We start from the raw sequence: 18,588 nt of genomic DNA on the forward strand, positions 1-18,588 counted from the left end.
TTTACCAAGCTCTTCAAAGGGTTTATCGACCGCTTTTTCAACCGCACTTTCTTCAGCTGTTTTAACCGCAGGAGGCTCTATAGGATATTTAGAAGTAATTGACTCACATTCTTTTACAGGCCTCACTTGCATAAAACTTCAAAAGTTTAATCCTCGTAAAATAGTAAAAGAAATTTATTCAAAGAAATCCATAGGATCTCTCTGTTTGAGGATTCTTTCCCAGAATGAATTCGGCTCTTTTTCCTGTTCCTGAACTTTATCTTTCTGATGAGGTTTATAGGGGACTGTTGAAAGGGTTTCTTCGTAGGGGATACTTTCTTCTTTAGTTTTAGGCAAAAAGTCAATTGCCTTAAAGAAGTCCATTACAGCCTCTCTTGACTCTCTACCTTTCCACCAATTAGTTACATGCGTTCCACCAGGGTTCATTGACAGCTTAATGACCTGATTACGTCTCTTTGTCAATAAAGCATCAATCATTAATTCCGGATGATGAGAGGGTACCAAATCATCACCCCCCTCCCCTCTATATGGAACATTGGTATTTATTAACTGGTGCCCTCTATTATATCTAAGATCTTCTGCGGTATTATAGCCGCTGAATAGAGCCTTTACAAGGCCTTCAACAATAAAATTAAGTTTTACAATGTAAGGTGCCCAGCTTTTAAAATTCCTCAGTTCATACTCCAGGGTATTTTTTTCAGCCTCCTGTTCACTTGGTATCTTATCTTGTATGGCTTTTTCACAAAAATCATTAATACTTTGCATAACAATTTCATGAAAATTAGCTAAATTTTGATCCATCATTAAATTAATTTTAGGATATTTTTTTCCAAGCCACGCTGTCGGGGCTGCCCCAAAGCATTCTCCTTTAGCTAAGATTTCATTATTTTTCAGATGTTTGATTTCTCGAAGATATTTATACGCCGATTCAATTGAGGCATTTATATTGTTATTATCGGCAAGTCCAGTGCTTAGCCCCTTCCCAGGGTTATTATACACCATGACATTAATTCCCTCTAATGCGTAAGATAACATCTCAGGTATGTGACCCTCGTAAACATCTGTTTGGTTTTGGGTAAGCAAAATTGTTTTCTTTGTATCGCTAATTTTTTCAGGGATTCCGATTTTAAGTTTCATTTCGCTATCTTTAATCTCATTTTCGAAAAACATTTCCAATGCGGGAATATTCTTTTTTCTGACAAGAAAAACCTGATCTTTAGAATATACGATGCTCCAACTGGTGGTTTGCAAAAGATGTCTCTTTTCTTCTGGAAGGGCATCCCAATCTTTGATATCAAATACAATAGCTGGAAATTCATCCACTATCTCTAAAACATTTTCATCTATTTTCCCTGATTCACTAATGTTTAAGTCATTAAAAGAAAATATAAGATGGGTTTTATAGTTAGCATCCTTATGGTAGCTATAGGTTGACTTTAAGAGCCTATCATAAGAAACAAGATCCACTAAATAAAACTTGCCGGTGGAAGCATCTTTAATAATTTTTTTATCAAATAAACCAAAAGTGGATTCTTTTAGATTAGCCATTTGATCTTCATCGAAATTTAACTCATGCAAAACTATGGGAAGCTCATTTTCTGGCGGTTCATTCTCCTTCTGCTCAAACTTACCCTCGACATGAAGATAGCATCTCTTCATCTTATTAAAGGGGCTATTTTCCGGAATTTCTAATTTTAAAGTCTTTCTTTGACCGCCTACTTCCTCCAACCTTTTGATCAAGTTAGCCGAACTAAGGTAATGAGCATCTACAGTTTCATGAGTGGTACTTTTAAATTGAAGATGCTCTGCTCCAAAAAATTTTAGTAGGGGGTGCTTACCCTTCTTGATCCTTTCCGGATCCCAGTCCTTTAAAGCGCCTCGAACTATGGTATTTGAATTTAACATTCCTCCTAGATACTTCGTAAAATCTAAGAAACGAGCCACTTTCCTAAAGAAGGAGACAAAAGCGTTACCTGTAAAATCGTAGAATTTAGTTTCTGAAAGTTGCTCCAAAGGAGTTTGCACAGCTTCAATTACCTTGATTTCTTCAGCAGTTCTTTCACCCTTTTGGTGGTTTTGAATATCATGAGTATTTAAAGGCCTAGTTCCTTGTATGGGTAGTGGATTTGCTCCCTGCATAAGACCTCATTATTAGTTTAAAAAAACTGACTAATAATATTATAAATTAAACTATTATTATTTATAATTAGTTAGGGCAATTTATTTTTTTAAAAAAGATGTAAATTAAGAAACAATTAAGTTTGTAAAGGGGTTTTATGGTTAAAGTTGAACCTTTATTATCCAATTTGACAAGAGCCTTTGAAGCTCTTGAAACGAATCAAGCGGTTACCCTATCCTCTACTGAAGAAAAAACCATGGCCCTCTTTCGAAGGGAAGTAAAGGCACCCAAAGAAGCCATTTCAATAAATCAAACGACAGCGGCTCACCTCGAAGAAGCTTTATCGATTCTTAAAGGCGAAATTAAACCTAAAAATGCGAGCCAGGAAGCTCAAAAAATAGCCAAATTTGTTCAAGATGAAATCAAGCTTGCCCAAAAAGATAAGCCAAGACGCCTTAGAAACGAAATTCAAATGATAGGTCTCTCAATTACAGAGGGTTTTCTTATTCGCCTCAATGAAAATCGAGAAAAACAAGAACGAGCCCATGTCATTAAAGAAGCCATTCTGGGTAAAGACGGCCTTGTTGAAACAAGAGAAAACCTAAGCTCGGAAAAGCCTAAAAATACAAAGCAAATAGGCCAAGACGCCGCTCGCTATTTGGAACAAGGTAAAACAGAAGTTATAATAAATAACCGCCCGGTTTTTTCAAAAGAAGGCAGTTTAGCTCTTAAAGAAAACAAAGTTAGCGCTTTTAAAGAGCGCATAATAGCCTATTTTTCTCTGCTTTCTCAATTTTCTTTAGGGAAAAAAAGTAAAAAATTAGAAGAAGACATTGCAAAACTTGAGGGAAAAGATCTCAATGAATTAACTAACAAGTTTTCGAACTTTTTTCAAAGTCATGTGGAGGAGCTTTTAAACTCTAAAGATCCAAAAGAAATCCGGTTCGGCAAGCTTTTATTAGCCACCCTTTCTCAAGGTTTTACAGTCGGCGCTTCAGGGCCGCTATTTATGGCTCTAAAGGGACTACCCTTTGCCAAAGAATTAGGCAAACCTGAAATAGAAACTACAATTAATCTTGATGAAATAAGAAAAACTGCCGAGATAGAAAGAAAAACCACTTTTCCAAGAAAAGATGGCTCTTCCGGGCCCTATCTCGTTGTACGAACCAAAATTTCAATAGCTGAAGAGAAAACAGAAACTCAGTATTTATATGAAATTCATTTTCCGGATGAAAGCTTTAGTAAAGAGGCGCAAGAACTAAGAAAAGAGCTTTTTAAAGCCGGACTTCCAAGGGATTCAGAAGACATAAAATTTATTAATATCATGGATTAAGAACATGAAAGATAGCTTAGTTGTCCAAAAGCAAGGGTTATTTTATAAGCCCGGGAATTTTTATATCGACCCTCTTAGACCTGTTCCTGTGGCTTTGATTACTCATGCTCATGGAGACCATGCAAGAAGCGGTTCCGGAGAATACATCACCTCAGAGAAAAATGCGGCTCTCTTACGAAGAAGAGTTGGGTCCGATGCCAAAATAACTTCTTACCCTTATGGGGAACCTTTTATCTTAAATAACTCTCAAATCTCCTTTCATCCGGCAGGCCATATATTAGGCTCAAGCCAAATAAGATGTGAAAGTAATTCCTATGTGACCTTGATTTCAGGAGATTATAAAAGACAGGAAGATCAAACTGCCGATCCCTTCGAAACCATACCTTGCGATCTATTTGTAACAGAAGCCACTTTCGGCCTCCCCATTTATAATTGGCCGACAGTTGAGACCTCAACCCATGAAATTTTAAAGTGGTGGCAGCAAAATGCCAAAGACGGCTTTGCTTCAATTTTATTTTGTTATGCCCTTGGAAAAGCCCAACGGATATTACAAATGATAAAAAATCATCATCAGACAGGCCCAGTCTATGTTCATGGGTCTATTCAAGCTTTCAATACTCTCTATCAAGAAGAAGGTTTTGATTTTTCTTTTGCTACCTCTCCTCTTGATAACCCTAAAAATTTTGATTATAGCAACGCTTTAATCTTAGCCCCTCCTTCTACCTTTAGATCCGTATGGATGAAGCGTTTCTTGCCTTGCAAAACCGCTTTTGCTTCCGGTTGGTCTCTTGTTAGAGGCAATAGACGTCGAAGCGGCTATGACAAGGGGTTAGTCCTCTCCGATCATGCCGATTGGAAGGATCTTTTACGAACCATAAAGGAAACAAAAGCTAAGAAAGTGCTCGTCACCCATGGGTATGAGCAACTTTTAAGCCGCTATCTCAAAGAAGAGCTTGGTATTGACGCGAAACCCCTTGCAGGTTATGGCTTTATTCCGAATGAGGAGGAGTAATGGAGCGGTTTTTAGAACTCTTCCAAAGTCTTGATCAAACCACTTCCACGAATGAAAAAAAAAGGGCGCTCACTCATTATTTTAAAACAGCTCCTAAAGAAGATGCGGTTTGGGCTCTCTTTTTTTTAAGCGGACGCCGCATTAAAAGCCTTATTACAAGTAGACAAATAGGGGTTTGGGCCCAGGAAAAATCAAATCTTCCCCATTGGCTTTTTATGGAATCGTATGGGTCGGTCGGAGACACAGCCGAAACTGCGGCTTTACTCGTGCCGGGACAAACTCAAGAATTTGAAGCCTTATCTCTTTCCTATTGGATGGAAGAGCGGATCTTACCCCTTATTTCCCAAACCGAAGAAGAAAAAAAAGAAAAAGTATTTCTTTATTGGGACAAATTGCCGTCGCAAGGCAAATTTATTTTTAATAAAATTCTTACCGGGGCTTTTCGAGTAGGTGTCTCAGAGCAACTTGTTGCAAAAGCCTTAGCTGAAGCGTATAATATCACCCCGGAAAGGGTTTTAAGTAAGTTGCAAGTCCCTTTTGAACCAACTTCTGCTTTTTTTGATAATCTGGTTTCAAAAACATCTTCAGACTCTACAAGTTTAGTCCCGTATCCTTTTTACTTAGCCTCCCCCCTTGATCGATCTTTGGAACACTTAGGCCGAGTGGATGAGTTTCTTGTCGAGTGGAAGTGGGATGGAATTCGCTGCCAAGCTGTAAAAAATGAAGCCGGGACTTCCCTTTGGTCCCGAGGCGGCGAACTGATCACACATAGCTTTCCTGAACTTTCCGAAGAGTTGTCGAGACTCTCTTTTTCAGGGATTTTAGATGGGGAAATTTTAGTTTATGAAAACAATAAACCAAGAGCTTTCGGGCATTTGCAAAAAAGGCTCGGCCGGAAAAAGGTGTCTCAGGACATGCTTAAAAAATACCCGGTTACTTTTATAGTTTATGATCTTTTAAAGCTTGGAACTGAAGATCTAAGGCAAATTCCCTTAGAATCAAGGCGGGAAAAATTACTTGAAATTCTAATGGAATTTGACCCGAATTTCTTTATCCCCTCTCTTTCATTAACAGCCAATAGCTGGGAGGAAGTGAAAGAGCTTAGAGAAAATGCCATAAGTCAGGGGACAGAAGGCCTTATGATCAAAAAAAGGGATTCCATTTATGGCTATAAACGTGAAAAAGGGTATTGGTGGAAGTATAAAGTAGACCCTTTTTCAATTGACGCTGTTTTAATGTATGCTGAACCTGGTTCTGGTAAGAGATCGGGTCAATATACCGATTATACTTTCGGGGTTTGGGAAAAAGGAGAGCTTGTACCGGTGGCTAAAGCTTATTCCGGGCTTACTCTAAAAGAGATTGAAGAGTTGGATCGTTGGATTAGAAGACACACGCTTGAAAAATTTGGGCCTGTTAGGCAGGTAGAGCCTTTCCACGTCTTTGAAATCAGGTTCGAGGGCATCCAGGAATCCAACAGGCATAAAGCAAAATTAGCGCTCCGCTTTCCAAGACTTGGGCTTTGGAGAAAGGATAAGCCGGTAAGTGAGGCAGATACGCTCGACAATTTAAGAATTTTACTAAGGAATGTCGACAATCGATGAAAATTGCAACTGCTTATTTTAGCAAAAAAAATTACCGCCCTTTTCCTTTCCAGGAAGAAACTTGGAATGCTATGGAAAAGGGGTTAAGCGGTCTTGTCTCAATTGCTACAGGCTCCGGAAAAACCTATGCCGTTTATTTTGGAGCGTTAGAAAAAGCGATTCATGAACCCTATGAAGGGCTGCAAATTCTCTATATCTCCCCCTTGAGATCCTTGACAAGAGATGTTGAAAAAGCGCTTATGGATCCCATAAAAACTTTATCGCTTCCTCTTACTATCGAAAGCAGGACAAGCGACACAGCTTCCAAAATAAAATCGAAACAGCTTAGAGTTTTACCAAATATTCTAATCACTACACCTGAGAGCTTATCCCTTCTTCTTTCCCACGACTCTGATTCTTTCAAAGGATTGCAAACCATCATCATCGATGAGTGGCATGAACTTCTAGGCACTAAAAGAGGTGTGCTTCTAGAGCTTTCCCTAGCCCATCTAAGAAGAGTTTCCCCAAAAGTAAGCACGTGGGCCATTTCAGCAACTATTGGAAACTTAGAGGAAGCAGCGCAAATAGCTGTCGGAGCGAAAAATCCCTATAGTCTTATTTCAAAAAATGTAGCTAGAGCCTTAGAATGCCAGATTATTCTTCCTGATGAATTAAAAGAGATGCCTTTAACCGGACGGTATGGACTAAGGCTTTTTCCCTATGTCATTCCCTACCTTGATCCTGAAAGCACGACTATCATTTTTGTTAATACAAGAGCTCAAGCAGAGAGCTGGTTTAGGGCTATTTCTGAATTTGAAAAAGGATGGAAGAAAATAACCGCTCTCCATCATAGCGCACTCGATAGAGAGGTCCGGGAAGAGGTTGAGACGAAAGCCAAATCAGGAGACTTAAGCTTTATTATTGCCACCTCCTCGCTTGATCTAGGAATAGATTTTCCAAGTGTTGACAAAGTCATACAAATTGGATCTCCTAAAAGTGTCAGCCGCCTTTTACAAAGGGCCGGACGGTCAAGACATAGGCCGAATGAACCAAGCCATATCCTTCTTCTGCCGACTCATGCACTTGAAGTCATTGAAATTAAATCTCTTATTCAAGCAGTTACAAAAAATAAAATAGAAAAGAGAGAGCCCTTAACTCAAAATTTTGATGTTCTTGTGCAGCATTTGACAACCTTGGCTTTAGGCTCCGGGCTTGACCCGCATCTTGGCTTTGAAGAAGCCCTCTCTACCCATGCCTTTAAAGACTTAACCAAAGAAGAATTTGAAGAGTGTTTGGATTTCCTTATAAGAGGCGGAAAAAGTTTAAAGGCGTACCCGGACTACAAAAAAATTCATTTAGAGAACGGGCTTTTAAAGGTTAAAGAAAAGCAAATTGCTACAAGGCATCGACTAAGCATAGGCACGATTCAAAGCGAAGCTTCAGCATCCGTCAGAATGGTAAAAGGTAAAAATGTGGGTTCATTAGAGGAAAGTTTTATTTCTCAATTAGCACCCGGGGAGCATTTTTCTTTAGGCGGGGTTGCCTATCAACTTATACGCTATAAAGACCTTGTAGCTACCGTTCGATTAAGTAAAAATCCAAAACTAATCCACACCCCTATTTGGGGCGGGGGGCTTTTGCCTTTTTCAAAAACGGCAGCTTCTGAATTAAAGCTTGTTTTAGATGATTTCGCGACTAAAAAATCGAGGGACGACTCCATAACAACTAAAATTTTAGAGTGGCAAGAAAAAATATCTACCGTCCCGAAAAAGGAAGAGTTTCTGGTAGAAGAGATTAAAACCCGGGATGGCTGGCATCTTTTCTTTTATCCTTTGCTTGGAAGAAAAACCCATGAAGCCTTAGCGCTTCTTTTTTCTTATCGCTTAACTCACCTTTTTGAAACGACGCTCTCTTTTGCGGCCAATGATTTTGGGTTTGAAATCTTATCGAGTAAAAAGCTCGAGATTGACGAAAAGAAAATTAAAGAGTTATGCTCTTTGGATTCAGCCCTCCTTGATTTAGAGAAAAGCGTTCATCTCTCAGAGATTGCAAAAGTTAAATTTAGAGAAATCGCTAGAATCAGCGGGCTTGTGTTTACCGGATACCCGGGTGGATTTTCGAAAAGTTTAAGACAGCTACAAGCCTCTTCATCGCTTCTTTTCGATGTGTTCACAAAATATGACCCGGAGCAGTTTTTATTAAAACAAGCCTACTTTGAAGCAAAGCTTGAAAAACTTGGATTAGACGATTTTTTAGAAGACCTAAAATCAATTAACGAGCTTACAATTAAACACATAGAACTTAAGAAATTAAGTTTATTCTCTCTTCCTCTTTATGCGGAATTAGACTTGGGAAGATTAAGTTCGGAAGATATTTTTAAACGAATAGAAACGATTCGGAAAGGCTGGAGAAAATCAGCATGAGTGTCAGCATTAATCTTGGCGGCGAAAGTGTCGAACTGCTACCTGAAAAGGCCATTTTTTGGCCCGCAATGGAAATGCTGATTGTCGCTGATTTGCATCTTGGCAAAGCCGCAACTTTTCGAAAACTTGGCGTCGGTATCCCTGAAGGCAATATGGAAGAAGATCTAAACCTTCTTGAAATATGCGTAAAAAAGAGAAACGCAAAAAGATGTTTGATTTTAGGCGACCTTGTTCATTCAGGCGATGGCTTAACACCTTACGTTTTAGATCAAATTTCAAAATGGGTAAAAAGATTGCATTGCCCTTTATATCTTACACTTGGCAATCATGATAAAAGCCTAAAAGCTGAAAAGCTCGCTGAATGGGGAATCGCAGCTTCAGGAGACCCTCTTGTCATCCCTCCTTTTGCTTTTTGCCATCACCCACCGGATGAGACCCCGGATAGATTTACTATGGCAGGGCATATTCACCCTCAAGTCGTTCTAAAACAAGGACCTGATAGAGTCAGACTCCCTTGTTTCCATGTAAAGGATCAGGTTGTAATTTTGCCTGCCTTTGGTTCATTCACAGGAGGCCACACGATCAGCTGGACCTCAAATGATCGAGTTTTTGCAACCACCGGAACAAGCCTCATCGAAATTTAAAATGCGCCTTTAAAAGGACTTAAGTGTAAAATCTTTTTTTGGTTGTAAACTCAAGCTTTAGACCCTAAAATAAGACTTTAGGAAGAAAGCTTTTCTTCTTCTAATTTTTTGGGGGGCACCATGCAAAAAGAAACTTGGATTGTTGTGGCTAATAAAGAAAAAGCTAGAATCTTTGAAGTGGAGAAATTTGGAAGCCTTAAAGAAATACATACCCTTATCCATCCGCAAAGCGGGCTAAAAGCAGATGAGCTTTATTCAGACAATATGGGTTGCACAACAGAAGCTTTTCGCATGGGTCAGCATATGATGGAGCCCGCCACCACCTATAAAGTAAAAGAAGCGATTATTTTCGCCCGTCAAATATCTAAGTATCTAGATGCCGAAAAGAAAACCGGCAGTTTTACACGCATGTTTCTTATGGCAGAACCAAGCTTTCTTGGGGTGCTTAGAAATGAACTTAGCGCGAGTGTCACAAAATGCGTTGAAGCTGAAGTTTCAAAGGACCTGACCAAATTTACCGCCGGAGAAATTTGGACTCATATGCCCGTCGTGAATTAATTGACCTGGGATAGATAAGCCGTATGAGGCTCTTCTTTCTTGAGTTTGAATGCAAAGCTATATTTGAAAGAGTGTCTATCTAGCCGCTAACTTAGATATTTCTTCTAATTCTCCTATAAGATTGTCTATGCGGCTTTTTTGCTCCTCGCTTAACTCTTTTTTAAATTTAGATTCAGCAAAAGATTTAAAGGCATTAAAAACTTTCGGAAGGTCTTTAAAGGCTTTCAATTCTTCAGAAGATCTATTCTCTAAATACTTTCGGGTTCCATTTTTATCCGTTAGATGCTGCAAGGTTGTTATGAAATCATCAGGCTTAATATTTTTTGTTCTTACCCTTGAAAAAGCCTTTCCTTGCAAGATGGGCAAGCCTCCTTTCAATTTAGATCTTTGCAGCAGTTTAAGTTCTAAAGAGAGCTCCCTATCCCTTATCTGTGTATTATAATTTGTAATAGTGTCTTTTATTGAGGCGATATCTTTTTCTAATGCTTTGCCGGCATCTGTTTCCGGTTTCTCAGGTCTTGGATCAACTGCTTTTAAAATTTCCTTGGCCAACAGTTCGTACCTTGGCCCCCTTTGTATCGGCTGTATAATAAGGGAATCTATATCTAATGGAGTAGCTTTAGATAATTCTTGTTGGACAGCTTCCAAGGCTTTTTTGGTGGTCTTTCCGGATTTCAATTTAATAATTTCTTCGGTTACCGCTGAGTTAGACAATGAAGCCTTAGCTAAATGAGTCAAGCACTGCTTAATTTCAGGTGAATCTAATATTTCGGCAAGCGTTGAGGCGTGTATTTTTCCATCCTTTTGATGCATTGTTTCTAATTTATCAATTAATTTACCTGAAGCTTCAATGATTGACACAAGCTCTTTCCTATTCTCAGCAAGATTCCGAGGGAGTTCTTTTCCCTGCTTTTTCAATTCCAATTCTAGGTTGTTTAATCCCTCGAGAAGAATTACCATGTTTGTTTTAAATGTTTGCTCGGTTGTAAGAATTTCTTTGGCTGCAATCAAAAACTGGGTTTTTTTTTCATCCCTTACATCATCTGCTACATAAATTGAAGCATCAAAGTCTTTGGTGTAAACGGTCGGTAAAGTTTGTTCAGACATTTTTTTTGTACGATCAAAGGGAAGGAAGCTCTGAAGAGGCGCTTTAGCAACAGAGGGAGCTGAAGTTTGGGTTTTTGGGGTTTTCCCTGCATTGGATTGTGCTTCATTTCTCAAGGCATTTCTCAACTGACGGGGTCCAAACTGAGCTCCCTGAGATGTTTGAGGAGTGGCCGGTATCGGTCTATTAGGAACTTGATGCATCGTTCTCGCTTGTCCCGTGGCTGTTTGTGGAGTTGCCGGTATGGGCCTGTTTGGCACTGGAGGTTTCGCTCTTCCTTGTCCTTCAGTTTTTGGAGGCGTTGCCGGTATTGGCCTATTAGGCACTTGAGGTACCGCTCTCCCTTGTCCCTGAGCTTTTGGAGGCGTTGCCGGTACGGCCCTAGTAGGCACTGGAGGTGTCATTCTCCCTTGTCCCTCAGTTTTTTGAGGAGTTGCCGGTATTGGCCTAGTAGGCACTTGTCCTTCAGTCTTTTGAGGGATTGGAGGCATGGGCCTCTTCGGAAATTGAGGAGGAGTCCTTAATTGAGCTTGAGGCCTCTCTTTCAGGGGGGCAGAAGGAGATTGAGTGGGTGCTAAAAGTTTTGCAGGTAATGGTGGTAGAGGTTTAGTTGAAACCGGACGAGGGGTTCTTAAAGCTCTCTCTGTTTCTTTCGGTTCATAAGGAAACGGTCTTTTAGGGACGGAATGAGCGGAAATATCTGTAGTGGTATTTTTGGGAAGTTTATTTTTAAAAACTCTAGTATATCCTTTTAATTCATTTTGTTTCTCTTTCATTTCAGAAAGACGCGCTCTTGTATTGCTGAGTTTTTCTCTTGCTTCATTCAGTTTGTCAGGATTTGCTTTTCTTATGAATTTCCTCGTCTGCCGCTCAAGTTTCCGCTCTTGATTTTGTAAGTCCTTAATCTCTTTCTTAGCATTCTTAACTCCTCTTTCAACTTCCTTAGTCAAACCTTTCTCATTTAAAACCAAAGAATCTTGAGAAGATTTAAGCCTTATTTCTGAACCTTTAAAAGCAGCCTCCGTGTATTGAACGCCAAGTTTCTTTTCTTTCATAAGATAAGCCACTTTTTGCATAGTGACATTCATATCTTTTTGCGCCGTCTTAAGATCTATTCCCCGTTCGTAATTAAGAGTCACCGTGACATTTCTTCCATTGATCTTAGCGGTCCCCTCAAACTTTGCGGGCTTAGATAAGTCGGAACTTTTATTTGTTTGCTGGACGTTTAGATTTGTAACTTCATAATTAGGATTATTACCTGAAGCAGCACCACTACTTGTATTCATTGAAGCCACCCTTAGTTAATAAATTTATAGATTTGAATTTCTCATATTACTATTTTACCAACTTTCTTTAATTTTTATTATAAATTTACCTTTACAAGTTTTTATTAATCTCTTTATAAAGATTTTTTAAATCAAAAAAAGAGGCAATTTAGTAGTATCCTCTTTTAAATTCTTAAGAGGAGAGACGACATGCGTTATCGATTATTTGGCAATACAGGCCTAAAAGTTTCTGAAATTTGTCTTGGAACCATGACTTTCGGAGAAGAATTTAAGTGGGGATCTGATGAAAAAAGCTCTCTTGAAGTTTTTAAAACTTATGTAGAAGCAGGAGGCAATTTTCTTGATACGGCCAATTATTACACAAAAGGAACAAGTGAAACCTTAATTGGTAAATTTGCATCTAAAATAAGACAAAGTCTTGTGATTGCTACCAAATACACACTCTCTCAGGATCCAAAGGACCCTAACGCTTCCGGCAACCATCGAAAAAACCTATTTCGCTCGCTCGAAGAAAGCTTAAAAAGATTAAAAACCGATTACATTGATATCTATTGGGTGCATGCCTTCGATGGAATTACTCCTATAGAAGAAACTTTAAGGGCCCTTGATGATGCGGTAAGGCAGGGCAAAATTCTTTATGCCGGGATATCTGATGCCCCGGCTTGGGTCATTGCTAAAGGCAATACCGAAGCCTTGTTTAGAAATAAAATAGCCTTTAGCGGCATTCAAGTGAACTATAGCCTCATTGAAAGAACATCAGAAAGAGATCTTATCCCCATGGCAGAAGATTTTAAAATGGCAGTCACTGCCTGGTCTCCTCTTGGAATGGGAGTCTTAGCCGGAAAATATTCTTCTCCAGAAGGTAAAAAAGGCCCTAAAGAAAGCCGATTTGCGATCAACCCGGAATTCGGGAAGAGATTCTTATCTGAAAAAAATTTAGCGATTGCTAAAACCGTTCAGCAAATCGCAAAAAAATTAAAAGTTACCGCTGCAGAAGTGGCTTTAAATTGGCTCTTACAGCGTCCTTTTCCGGTGATTCCTATAGTCGGCGCTAAAAATAAGAAGCAGCTTCAAGAAAATTTGGGGTGTCTAAATTTTAAACTTAATGAAAAAGACTTAAAACTTCTTGATGAAGTAAGCGACATTTCTCTTGGTTTTCCGCATGATTTTTTAAAGGAATCAGGAATTCGAAAACTCATCCATGGAGAAGTTGAAGATAAGCTATTGCTCTAGAGTTTCTTCCTTAATCTCTAATTATATTTTGAAAAATATAGAGTTAAAACCAACTTTTAAGGTAAATATTGATAAAACATAAAACTCTATTGCCTGTAAGTTGACACCACTCAAGGATTGACACAATGAAAGCTTGGACTCGTAAACTTAGATTTTCAGCTATCTTAAGCATTTTTAGTGTGGCGATAACTCTTCCAGGTTTAACCTACGGGGATTGTTCCGGTCCCGGCAACAATTGTGTCGATGGCCGTCTTGAAATCGGGTATTCAAATGGCGATTTTATCGGATTGAAAGACGCTTATGGCGAAGCGGATTTATTTGTTCCGCTTCCCTTTTTGGATAAATGCTTTTCTTTTATTGACGCAAGAGGCTATCGATTCAACGACAACTTATCCGGCGCAAGCCTTGGACTTGGCTTTAGATGCTGCGGTCTTGATATTATCGATGATAGCGTCTGGGGTGCCAACATATTTTGGGACTACCGCCAAGGAACTCTTGGAGAATATTTCACAAGAGTCGGCATTGGCTTAGAGTGGCTTGGCAATTGGGATTTCCGTATCAATGGCTATATCCCGACCGGCACACAGATTGAACATTCAAGAGAAAGATGGGTCGATAGCGTCAGCGGCTTTGAAGTTGAATGCGATCGATACGAATACTCAACAAGCGGCGGATTCGACATGGAAATCGGCGCGCCTATTGGACGGGTATGTAATTATTGGCTCTATGGTGCAACGGGCCCCTACTTTTTTACAGGCGCAGAGACTACCGGCTATTTCGGGATGCAAGCAAGACTTGAGCTTCATTGGAAGTCTTTCCTATCTTTCCAAGTTAGAACAAGCTGGGATAGCAAGAATCAGTCCCAGACTCAAGGCACCGTCTTTATCATCCTTCCTTTCGAGCTTTTTGCCAACTGGTGCTGTCTTTGCACGGGCAATTTAGGGTTAAACCCCTACACTAAAAAAGTTCAGCGTATCGGCACCATCTTTATGCATAGAAAAGGCTGCAACGACAATTGGTACCCCATCAATTAATTGAGAGAGCCTCCAAGTTTTGATGTAAAATCAAAGCTTGGAGACAAAGCTTTTCAATTTTGTTGAAGCTATTTTCTCGATCATCGATTGAAAAGCTTTACAGCTTAGATGATCATCGATTCCTTACGTGTATAGAAAGCTAAAATGGCCCGGGCGTCCTTTACATCCTTGATTTCGGGAGGAAGTTTAGCCCCGGCATTCAGTAAATCTTCAATCATGGGAAGGTTATTTTTTTTAATTGCAAGTTCAAGAGGGGTTCGAGCTCTGCATTTACAATTAACATCAATATTCCCCCTTTTTAACAATATATCAAAACACTCTTTATGTCCTTTTTCAATAGCGCAAATAAAGGGATTTAGTGAACGATGATTCCCTGAAATATTTTTTAAATTGCAATCAGCTCCATTTTCTGTAAGCAACTTTAAAATTTCAGGTTTATTAGCCAAAACTGCCATGTAGACCGGAGTTACACAATCAAAAAAACGTGCTTGAAAGGGATGAGTTCCAACTATGGTCATAGGAACAGAATCTTTAAACTCACCATAACCTTCTGCATAAGGCATGTAGAAAACATACGAACAATTAATATTATAGGGTGTCTCTTCTAGGAGGTATTGGACGATCTCTAGCTTGCCAAGAAAAATGGCATAAAGAAGAATATCCAATTTTTTGGTGAATTCGTAAGGATTATAAAAAGGATCCATCCCAATTTCTAAACAATCTTTGACAACATCAAGATTTCCCAACTCTATTTGCTTATAGATTAGAGAAAAGTAAGTTTCAGGAGACTTTGCTAATTTTTGGGCGGTGACACCTAGCGTTTCGCTTAAGCGTTCATAGATATTTTTTTTATCCGCATGCAATTTTTCGCTATAAAAGCGGCTTTGAGAGAGAGCCTTTGATCCAACAACAGTTCCAACGCTCAAAGCCAATATGATTTTTCTGAGTGAAGAATCTTGAGAATTTTTTCGAGTAAATGTATGCGTCGTCGATAAATTGCTTTCTGTAAAAAAGCTTGAATGAATGCGCCCGCCAAGCGATGTCGGTAGTCTGTGAGACAAAGACGTTTGTTTAGGAGTAAACAAAGGAGTTAGGTTTGTTTTTAGAATAACCGGCACAAGAGGTCTATTTGAAGCTGATTGCATTTGAAAATCTCCCGTAAATTTTGATGCAATCAAAGCTATCAAATCAACTATAAAAGATCAAAACAAATACAAAACATCATTATACTAATGCTAGTTTTTAATAACTAAATGGAAATAAAAATTATTATTTTAAACCTAATTATAGTCCGAAAGAATACTGTAGATAGACTTGGAATCGGTTAAGGTTATCCGGACAATTGTGAGCATGAACTCTAAGGATGTAATCCAATTCGATAAAAACATCGCAGTTTAGCTCATAAACATAATACATCTTTAAATCTACAAAGCGGTAGCTAATAGGTCCATAACCGACAAAGTCATGGGGAAATAAGTTTTTTCCGCCAAAACCTCTTCGCCATTCGGCTAAAATGCCAAAGTAATGATCAAGGTACCATTGCTTTTCAACGGCAAATGAGGCTCTTGCATAAGCTGAGCCATGATCGCCCGTTCCAATGGCCGCAAGCGTCCAAAACCTTTGATTCCAGTAATCGGAGACGCATAGCATTTTACCAAAAACGAGTGAAAGCTCCGCTTCAAAATTGCCTTGGTGAAGGACTGTAAAGTCATGAAGGGCAATTGTTGGCACTTGGCTTAATAATAAGCCGGCATTGGCTGTGACCAAATCGCCTAAATTTTCATTAAAAAATTGGTAGCGTAAAAGCTCTGAAATATGATCCAAACCAAAAGATCTCTCTTTTGATTTGGCAAAAGTCATTTCAAGTTCAGCTGAGTATTCAGCATAAGAGAGCCAAAGATTGCCTTGATAAAAGTCATCTTTGGCATCGTTATTAAAGGTTTCTCCATTGGAATTAAAGCGCGTGAAACGTTGATGCGCATAGCCTAGAGAAGTATGAAACTCTAGGTCCCGGTCATACCAAGGCCTTTCTTGAAGCGCGCTTAATAGCGTTGGGAATGCGAATAAAATTAATACCAGAATCTTTTGCATTGTTACCGACTGCTGACCATTTCACGTATTGCTATAATTTTTTTAGTCTAACCCTTCCGCGGCAAGATCCCGTTCGGCATCTAAAGCCGCCATGCAGCCTGTACCTGCAGCTGTGATCGCTTGTCGATACACATGATCCATAGCATCCCCGCAAGCATAAACAAGCTTTAGGTTGGTTCTTGTTCCGTCTCTCACTTTGATATAACCATTGTCATGAAGATCGACTTGCCCTTTTAAAAAAGCAGTGTTGGGTGTGTGGCCAATCGCAAAGAATAATCCCCCGGCAGGCTTTTTAGTTTCAACGCCTGTCTTAAGGTTTTTAATGACGACATGTTCCACGACATGACCGCCATCAACTTTTGTGACCACGCTATCCCAAAGGATTTCAACTTTTGGATGGGATAATGCTCTTTCAGCCATAATTTTTGATGCGCGAAGTTCATCCCTTCTATGAACAATAAAGACTTTGCTCGCAAATTTGGTAAGATAAGTCGCTTCTTCAACAGCTGAATCGCCGCCTCCGATGACGTATAAATCTTTTCCTCTGAAAATAGGCATAGCACCATCGCATACAGCGCAAGCCGTCACCCCTCTTTGCCAAAATTCGCCTTCATTCGCTCCCGGAATTTCTAGACGTTTTGCATTCGCGCCCGTGGCAATAATGACAGATTTTGCATAGTGCTCATGATTTTTTCCAACAACATGATAGGGGTATACTGAAAAATCAACCGAGACGACATCATCAGAGATAATTTTGGTGCCAAAACGAGCGGCTTGGTTTCTAAATTGATCCATGAGCTTCGGGCCCATAATACCTTCAGGAAATCCGGGGAAATTCTCGACATCTGTGGTCGTCATAAGCTGGCCGCCTGCCGGTCCTGAAAAAAAGCCTTCATAAAGAACAGGGAAAAGGTTTGCTCTTGAGGCGTAAATCGCAGCCGTATAGCCGGCAGGTCCTGAACCGATGATGACAAGATTTACTGTTTCAGCCTTGTGCTTAGTCATTTTTTAATAATCCTTTTACTAAATTAATTTTGAGAGAAGAAATCATTATCCAAGAAAACCCAATTTTATAAAAAGATTTTCAAATACCTGAGTAAGATTAAGCCCTCTTAAAATGCCAATCCAAGCTTCTTCAGCAGCTTTTTGGAGAACACCTATCGAAGGCGGCTCCTTCATCGGGGAATTTTTCTTCTGATCCTTTAAATGGCGGTTCAAGAGATACTTAGAGGAAAAACCTTGATAGAGCAAGTGCTGATCCCGAAAGAAATAAACGATGTCCTCTAAAAAATGTTTATAGGTAGATGCCATTTGGGAAGCTATGCCCCCTTCAATTTCCTTTTCAAGGGAGAGCTTATCTTTAGCTTTTAATTCTTCCATTTGAAAGCCTTGCTCAATTTCCTTTCGAACCACTTCCCCAATCTCCTCTTTCATTTTATCAAAAAAAGAAGCCAGCTCCTGGCATTTTTTAGATAGCTCTCCATAGGTTGAAAAGGGCTTTTTGGAAAGAAGCTCAAATAGAGAGGAATAAGGCTTGTGGTTTTCTTCTTTAAGAAATTTTAAGGCAAGTCCAATAGAGCCTCTTGATACAAGAGATAGTGTTTTAGCAAGATTTTCTTCGACCCCTTTTCTTTTTATTAAGTACTCCTCTACTTCATCTTCAATTAGAGCATTAAAATAAAGAGTTCGAAGCCTTGACTGAATGGTGCTTAATATATGCTCTTTCTGATCCGTAAGAAGAATAAAAAGAACCTTTTTTCCGGGTTCTTCAAAGGTTTTTAAAAGGGCATTCGCGCTTGTTGCAAGCATTCGGTGGGCCTCTTCAATAACGTAGACTTTATACTCTGACTCAAAAGGCGCATAGTTAACCTCGTCTTTTAAAGCCCGCATGGATTCGATGCTATGCATTCCCGATTTTCCCTCGGGAAGGAAGAGCCGGTAATCGGGATGATTCCCCTCTTTTACCTTCGTAATAGCCCCTTTGTTTTTTCCGCCGTCCGAAAGAACTAAAGCTGCAAGAGCTTCTGCGAATAGTTTTTTACCAATTCCGGACGCTCCATAAAACAAAAGGCAATGGCCAAGGGCCTTCTTCCTATAAGCATTTAATAAATACTTTTTAGCCTTTGGATTCCCGATAATGTCTGAAAATAACTCTTCCATAAAACCCAAA

General features: G+C 39.4%; 14 protein-coding genes. 8 read left to right on the forward strand and 6 right to left on the reverse strand.

Translation table 11 applies throughout. The features are described 5' to 3' along the window. Positions 1 to 174 precede the first annotated feature (174 nt). Positions 175 to 2,139, reverse strand: coding sequence for an alpha/beta hydrolase family protein (locus CSEC_RS11160; RefSeq protein WP_041018572.1), 1,965 nt, complete (start codon positions 2,137 to 2,139; stop codon positions 175 to 177). A 137-nt stretch (positions 2,140 to 2,276) separates the two neighbouring features. On the opposite strand from CSEC_RS11160, the gene CSEC_RS11165 reads away from it, so the two are divergent. The 6 genes from CSEC_RS11165 to CSEC_RS11190 all read left to right on the forward strand — a co-directional run bounded on the left by CSEC_RS11165 (position 2,277) and on the right by CSEC_RS11190 (position 9,669). Continuing rightward, positions 2,277 to 3,452, forward strand: coding sequence for a hypothetical protein (locus tag CSEC_RS11165; protein WP_041018573.1), 1,176 nt, complete (start codon positions 2,277 to 2,279; stop codon positions 3,450 to 3,452). Positions 3,453 to 3,456: 4 nt separating this feature from the next. Continuing rightward, positions 3,457 to 4,464 (forward strand): ligase-associated DNA damage response exonuclease, encoded by a 1,008-nt coding sequence (locus CSEC_RS11170; RefSeq protein WP_041018574.1) that lies wholly within the window; start codon positions 3,457 to 3,459, stop codon positions 4,462 to 4,464. Beyond that, positions 4,464 to 6,065, forward strand: a complete 1,602-nt coding sequence (locus CSEC_RS11175) for an ATP-dependent DNA ligase (RefSeq protein ID WP_041018575.1) — start codon at positions 4,464 to 4,466, stop codon at positions 6,063 to 6,065. The genes CSEC_RS11170 and CSEC_RS11175 overlap by 1 nt, the downstream gene beginning before the upstream one ends. Beyond that, entirely contained in the window at positions 6,062 to 8,467 is a 2,406-nt protein-coding gene (locus tag CSEC_RS11180; RefSeq protein WP_041018576.1) for a ligase-associated DNA damage response DEXH box helicase, read from the forward strand. The genes CSEC_RS11175 and CSEC_RS11180 overlap by 4 nt, the downstream gene beginning before the upstream one ends. Next, entirely contained in the window at positions 8,464 to 9,111 is a 648-nt protein-coding gene (pdeM, locus tag CSEC_RS11185) for a ligase-associated DNA damage response endonuclease PdeM (RefSeq protein ID WP_041018577.1), read from the forward strand. The genes CSEC_RS11180 and pdeM overlap by 4 nt, the downstream gene beginning before the upstream one ends. A gap of 120 nt (positions 9,112 to 9,231) precedes the next feature. After that, positions 9,232 to 9,669, forward strand: coding sequence for a host attachment protein (locus CSEC_RS11190; protein WP_041018578.1), 438 nt, complete (start codon positions 9,232 to 9,234; stop codon positions 9,667 to 9,669). 75 nt (positions 9,670 to 9,744) lie between these two features. Here CSEC_RS11190 and CSEC_RS11195 read toward each other — a convergent pair whose 3' ends face one another. Next, the gene (locus tag CSEC_RS11195) at positions 9,745 to 12,060 is read right to left on the reverse strand and encodes a RhoGEF domain-containing protein (protein ID WP_041018579.1); all 2,316 of its coding nucleotides are present in this window, start codon (positions 12,058 to 12,060) and stop codon (positions 9,745 to 9,747) included. A gap of 189 nt (positions 12,061 to 12,249) precedes the next feature. On the opposite strand from CSEC_RS11195, the gene CSEC_RS11200 reads away from it, so the two are divergent. Together CSEC_RS11200 and CSEC_RS12835 are read left to right on the forward strand one after the other, a co-directional pair. Further along, complete coding sequence (locus tag CSEC_RS11200; RefSeq protein ID WP_041018580.1) at positions 12,250 to 13,293, forward strand: aldo/keto reductase; 1,044 nt, start codon at positions 12,250 to 12,252, stop codon at positions 13,291 to 13,293. Between the two features lie 125 nt (positions 13,294 to 13,418). Further along, positions 13,419 to 14,327, forward strand: a complete 909-nt coding sequence (locus tag CSEC_RS12835) for an inverse autotransporter beta domain-containing protein (protein WP_053332025.1) — start codon at positions 13,419 to 13,421, stop codon at positions 14,325 to 14,327. A 104-nt stretch (positions 14,328 to 14,431) separates the two neighbouring features. Here the strand turns inward: CSEC_RS12835 and CSEC_RS11210 are convergent, their stop codons facing one another. From CSEC_RS11210 to CSEC_RS11225, 4 genes are all read right to left on the reverse strand, one after another. Beyond that, complete coding sequence (locus CSEC_RS11210) at positions 14,432 to 15,472, reverse strand: ankyrin repeat domain-containing protein (protein WP_041018581.1); 1,041 nt, start codon at positions 15,470 to 15,472, stop codon at positions 14,432 to 14,434. 139 nt (positions 15,473 to 15,611) lie between these two features. Beyond that, positions 15,612 to 16,418, reverse strand: a complete 807-nt coding sequence (locus CSEC_RS11215; protein WP_041018582.1) for a hypothetical protein — start codon at positions 16,416 to 16,418, stop codon at positions 15,612 to 15,614. 42 nt (positions 16,419 to 16,460) lie between these two features. Next, complete coding sequence (gene trxB / locus CSEC_RS11220) at positions 16,461 to 17,423, reverse strand: thioredoxin-disulfide reductase (RefSeq protein ID WP_041018583.1); 963 nt, start codon at positions 17,421 to 17,423, stop codon at positions 16,461 to 16,463. Positions 17,424 to 17,468: 45 nt separating this feature from the next. Continuing rightward, on the reverse strand, positions 17,469 to 18,578 hold the full coding sequence (locus tag CSEC_RS11225) for a DNA polymerase III subunit (protein WP_041018584.1): 1,110 nt from the start codon (positions 18,576 to 18,578) through the stop codon (positions 17,469 to 17,471). Positions 18,579 to 18,588 lie beyond the last annotated feature (10 nt).

This window comes from Criblamydia sequanensis CRIB-18 (assembly GCF_000750955.1).
Lineage (GTDB): Bacteria > Chlamydiota > Chlamydiia > Chlamydiales > Criblamydiaceae > Criblamydia > Criblamydia sequanensis.

Coding starts and splice junctions, on each gene's coding strand:
- CSEC_RS11190 (WP_041018578.1), top strand. CDS start 9,232: ATGCAAAAAGAAACTTGGATTGTTGTGGCTAATAAAGAAAAAGCTAGA.
- CSEC_RS11160 (WP_041018572.1), bottom strand. CDS start 2,139: ATGCAGGGAGCAAATCCACTACCCATACAAGGAACTAGGCCTTTAAAT.
- CSEC_RS11175 (WP_041018575.1), top strand. CDS start 4,464: ATGGAGCGGTTTTTAGAACTCTTCCAAAGTCTTGATCAAACCACTTCC.
- CSEC_RS11170 (WP_041018574.1), top strand. CDS start 3,457: ATGAAAGATAGCTTAGTTGTCCAAAAGCAAGGGTTATTTTATAAGCCC.
- CSEC_RS12835 (WP_053332025.1), top strand. CDS start 13,419: ATGAAAGCTTGGACTCGTAAACTTAGATTTTCAGCTATCTTAAGCATT.
- CSEC_RS11225 (WP_041018584.1), bottom strand. CDS start 18,578: ATGGAAGAGTTATTTTCAGACATTATCGGGAATCCAAAGGCTAAAAAG.
- pdeM (WP_041018577.1), top strand. CDS start 8,464: ATGAGTGTCAGCATTAATCTTGGCGGCGAAAGTGTCGAACTGCTACCT.
- CSEC_RS11210 (WP_041018581.1), bottom strand. CDS start 15,472: ATGCAATCAGCTTCAAATAGACCTCTTGTGCCGGTTATTCTAAAAACA.
- trxB (WP_041018583.1), bottom strand. CDS start 17,423: ATGACTAAGCACAAGGCTGAAACAGTAAATCTTGTCATCATCGGTTCA.
- CSEC_RS11195 (WP_041018579.1), bottom strand. CDS start 12,060: ATGAATACAAGTAGTGGTGCTGCTTCAGGTAATAATCCTAATTATGAA.
- CSEC_RS11200 (WP_041018580.1), top strand. CDS start 12,250: ATGCGTTATCGATTATTTGGCAATACAGGCCTAAAAGTTTCTGAAATT.
- CSEC_RS11180 (WP_041018576.1), top strand. CDS start 6,062: ATGAAAATTGCAACTGCTTATTTTAGCAAAAAAAATTACCGCCCTTTT.
- CSEC_RS11165 (WP_041018573.1), top strand. CDS start 2,277: ATGGTTAAAGTTGAACCTTTATTATCCAATTTGACAAGAGCCTTTGAA.
- CSEC_RS11215 (WP_041018582.1), bottom strand. CDS start 16,418: ATGCAAAAGATTCTGGTATTAATTTTATTCGCATTCCCAACGCTATTA.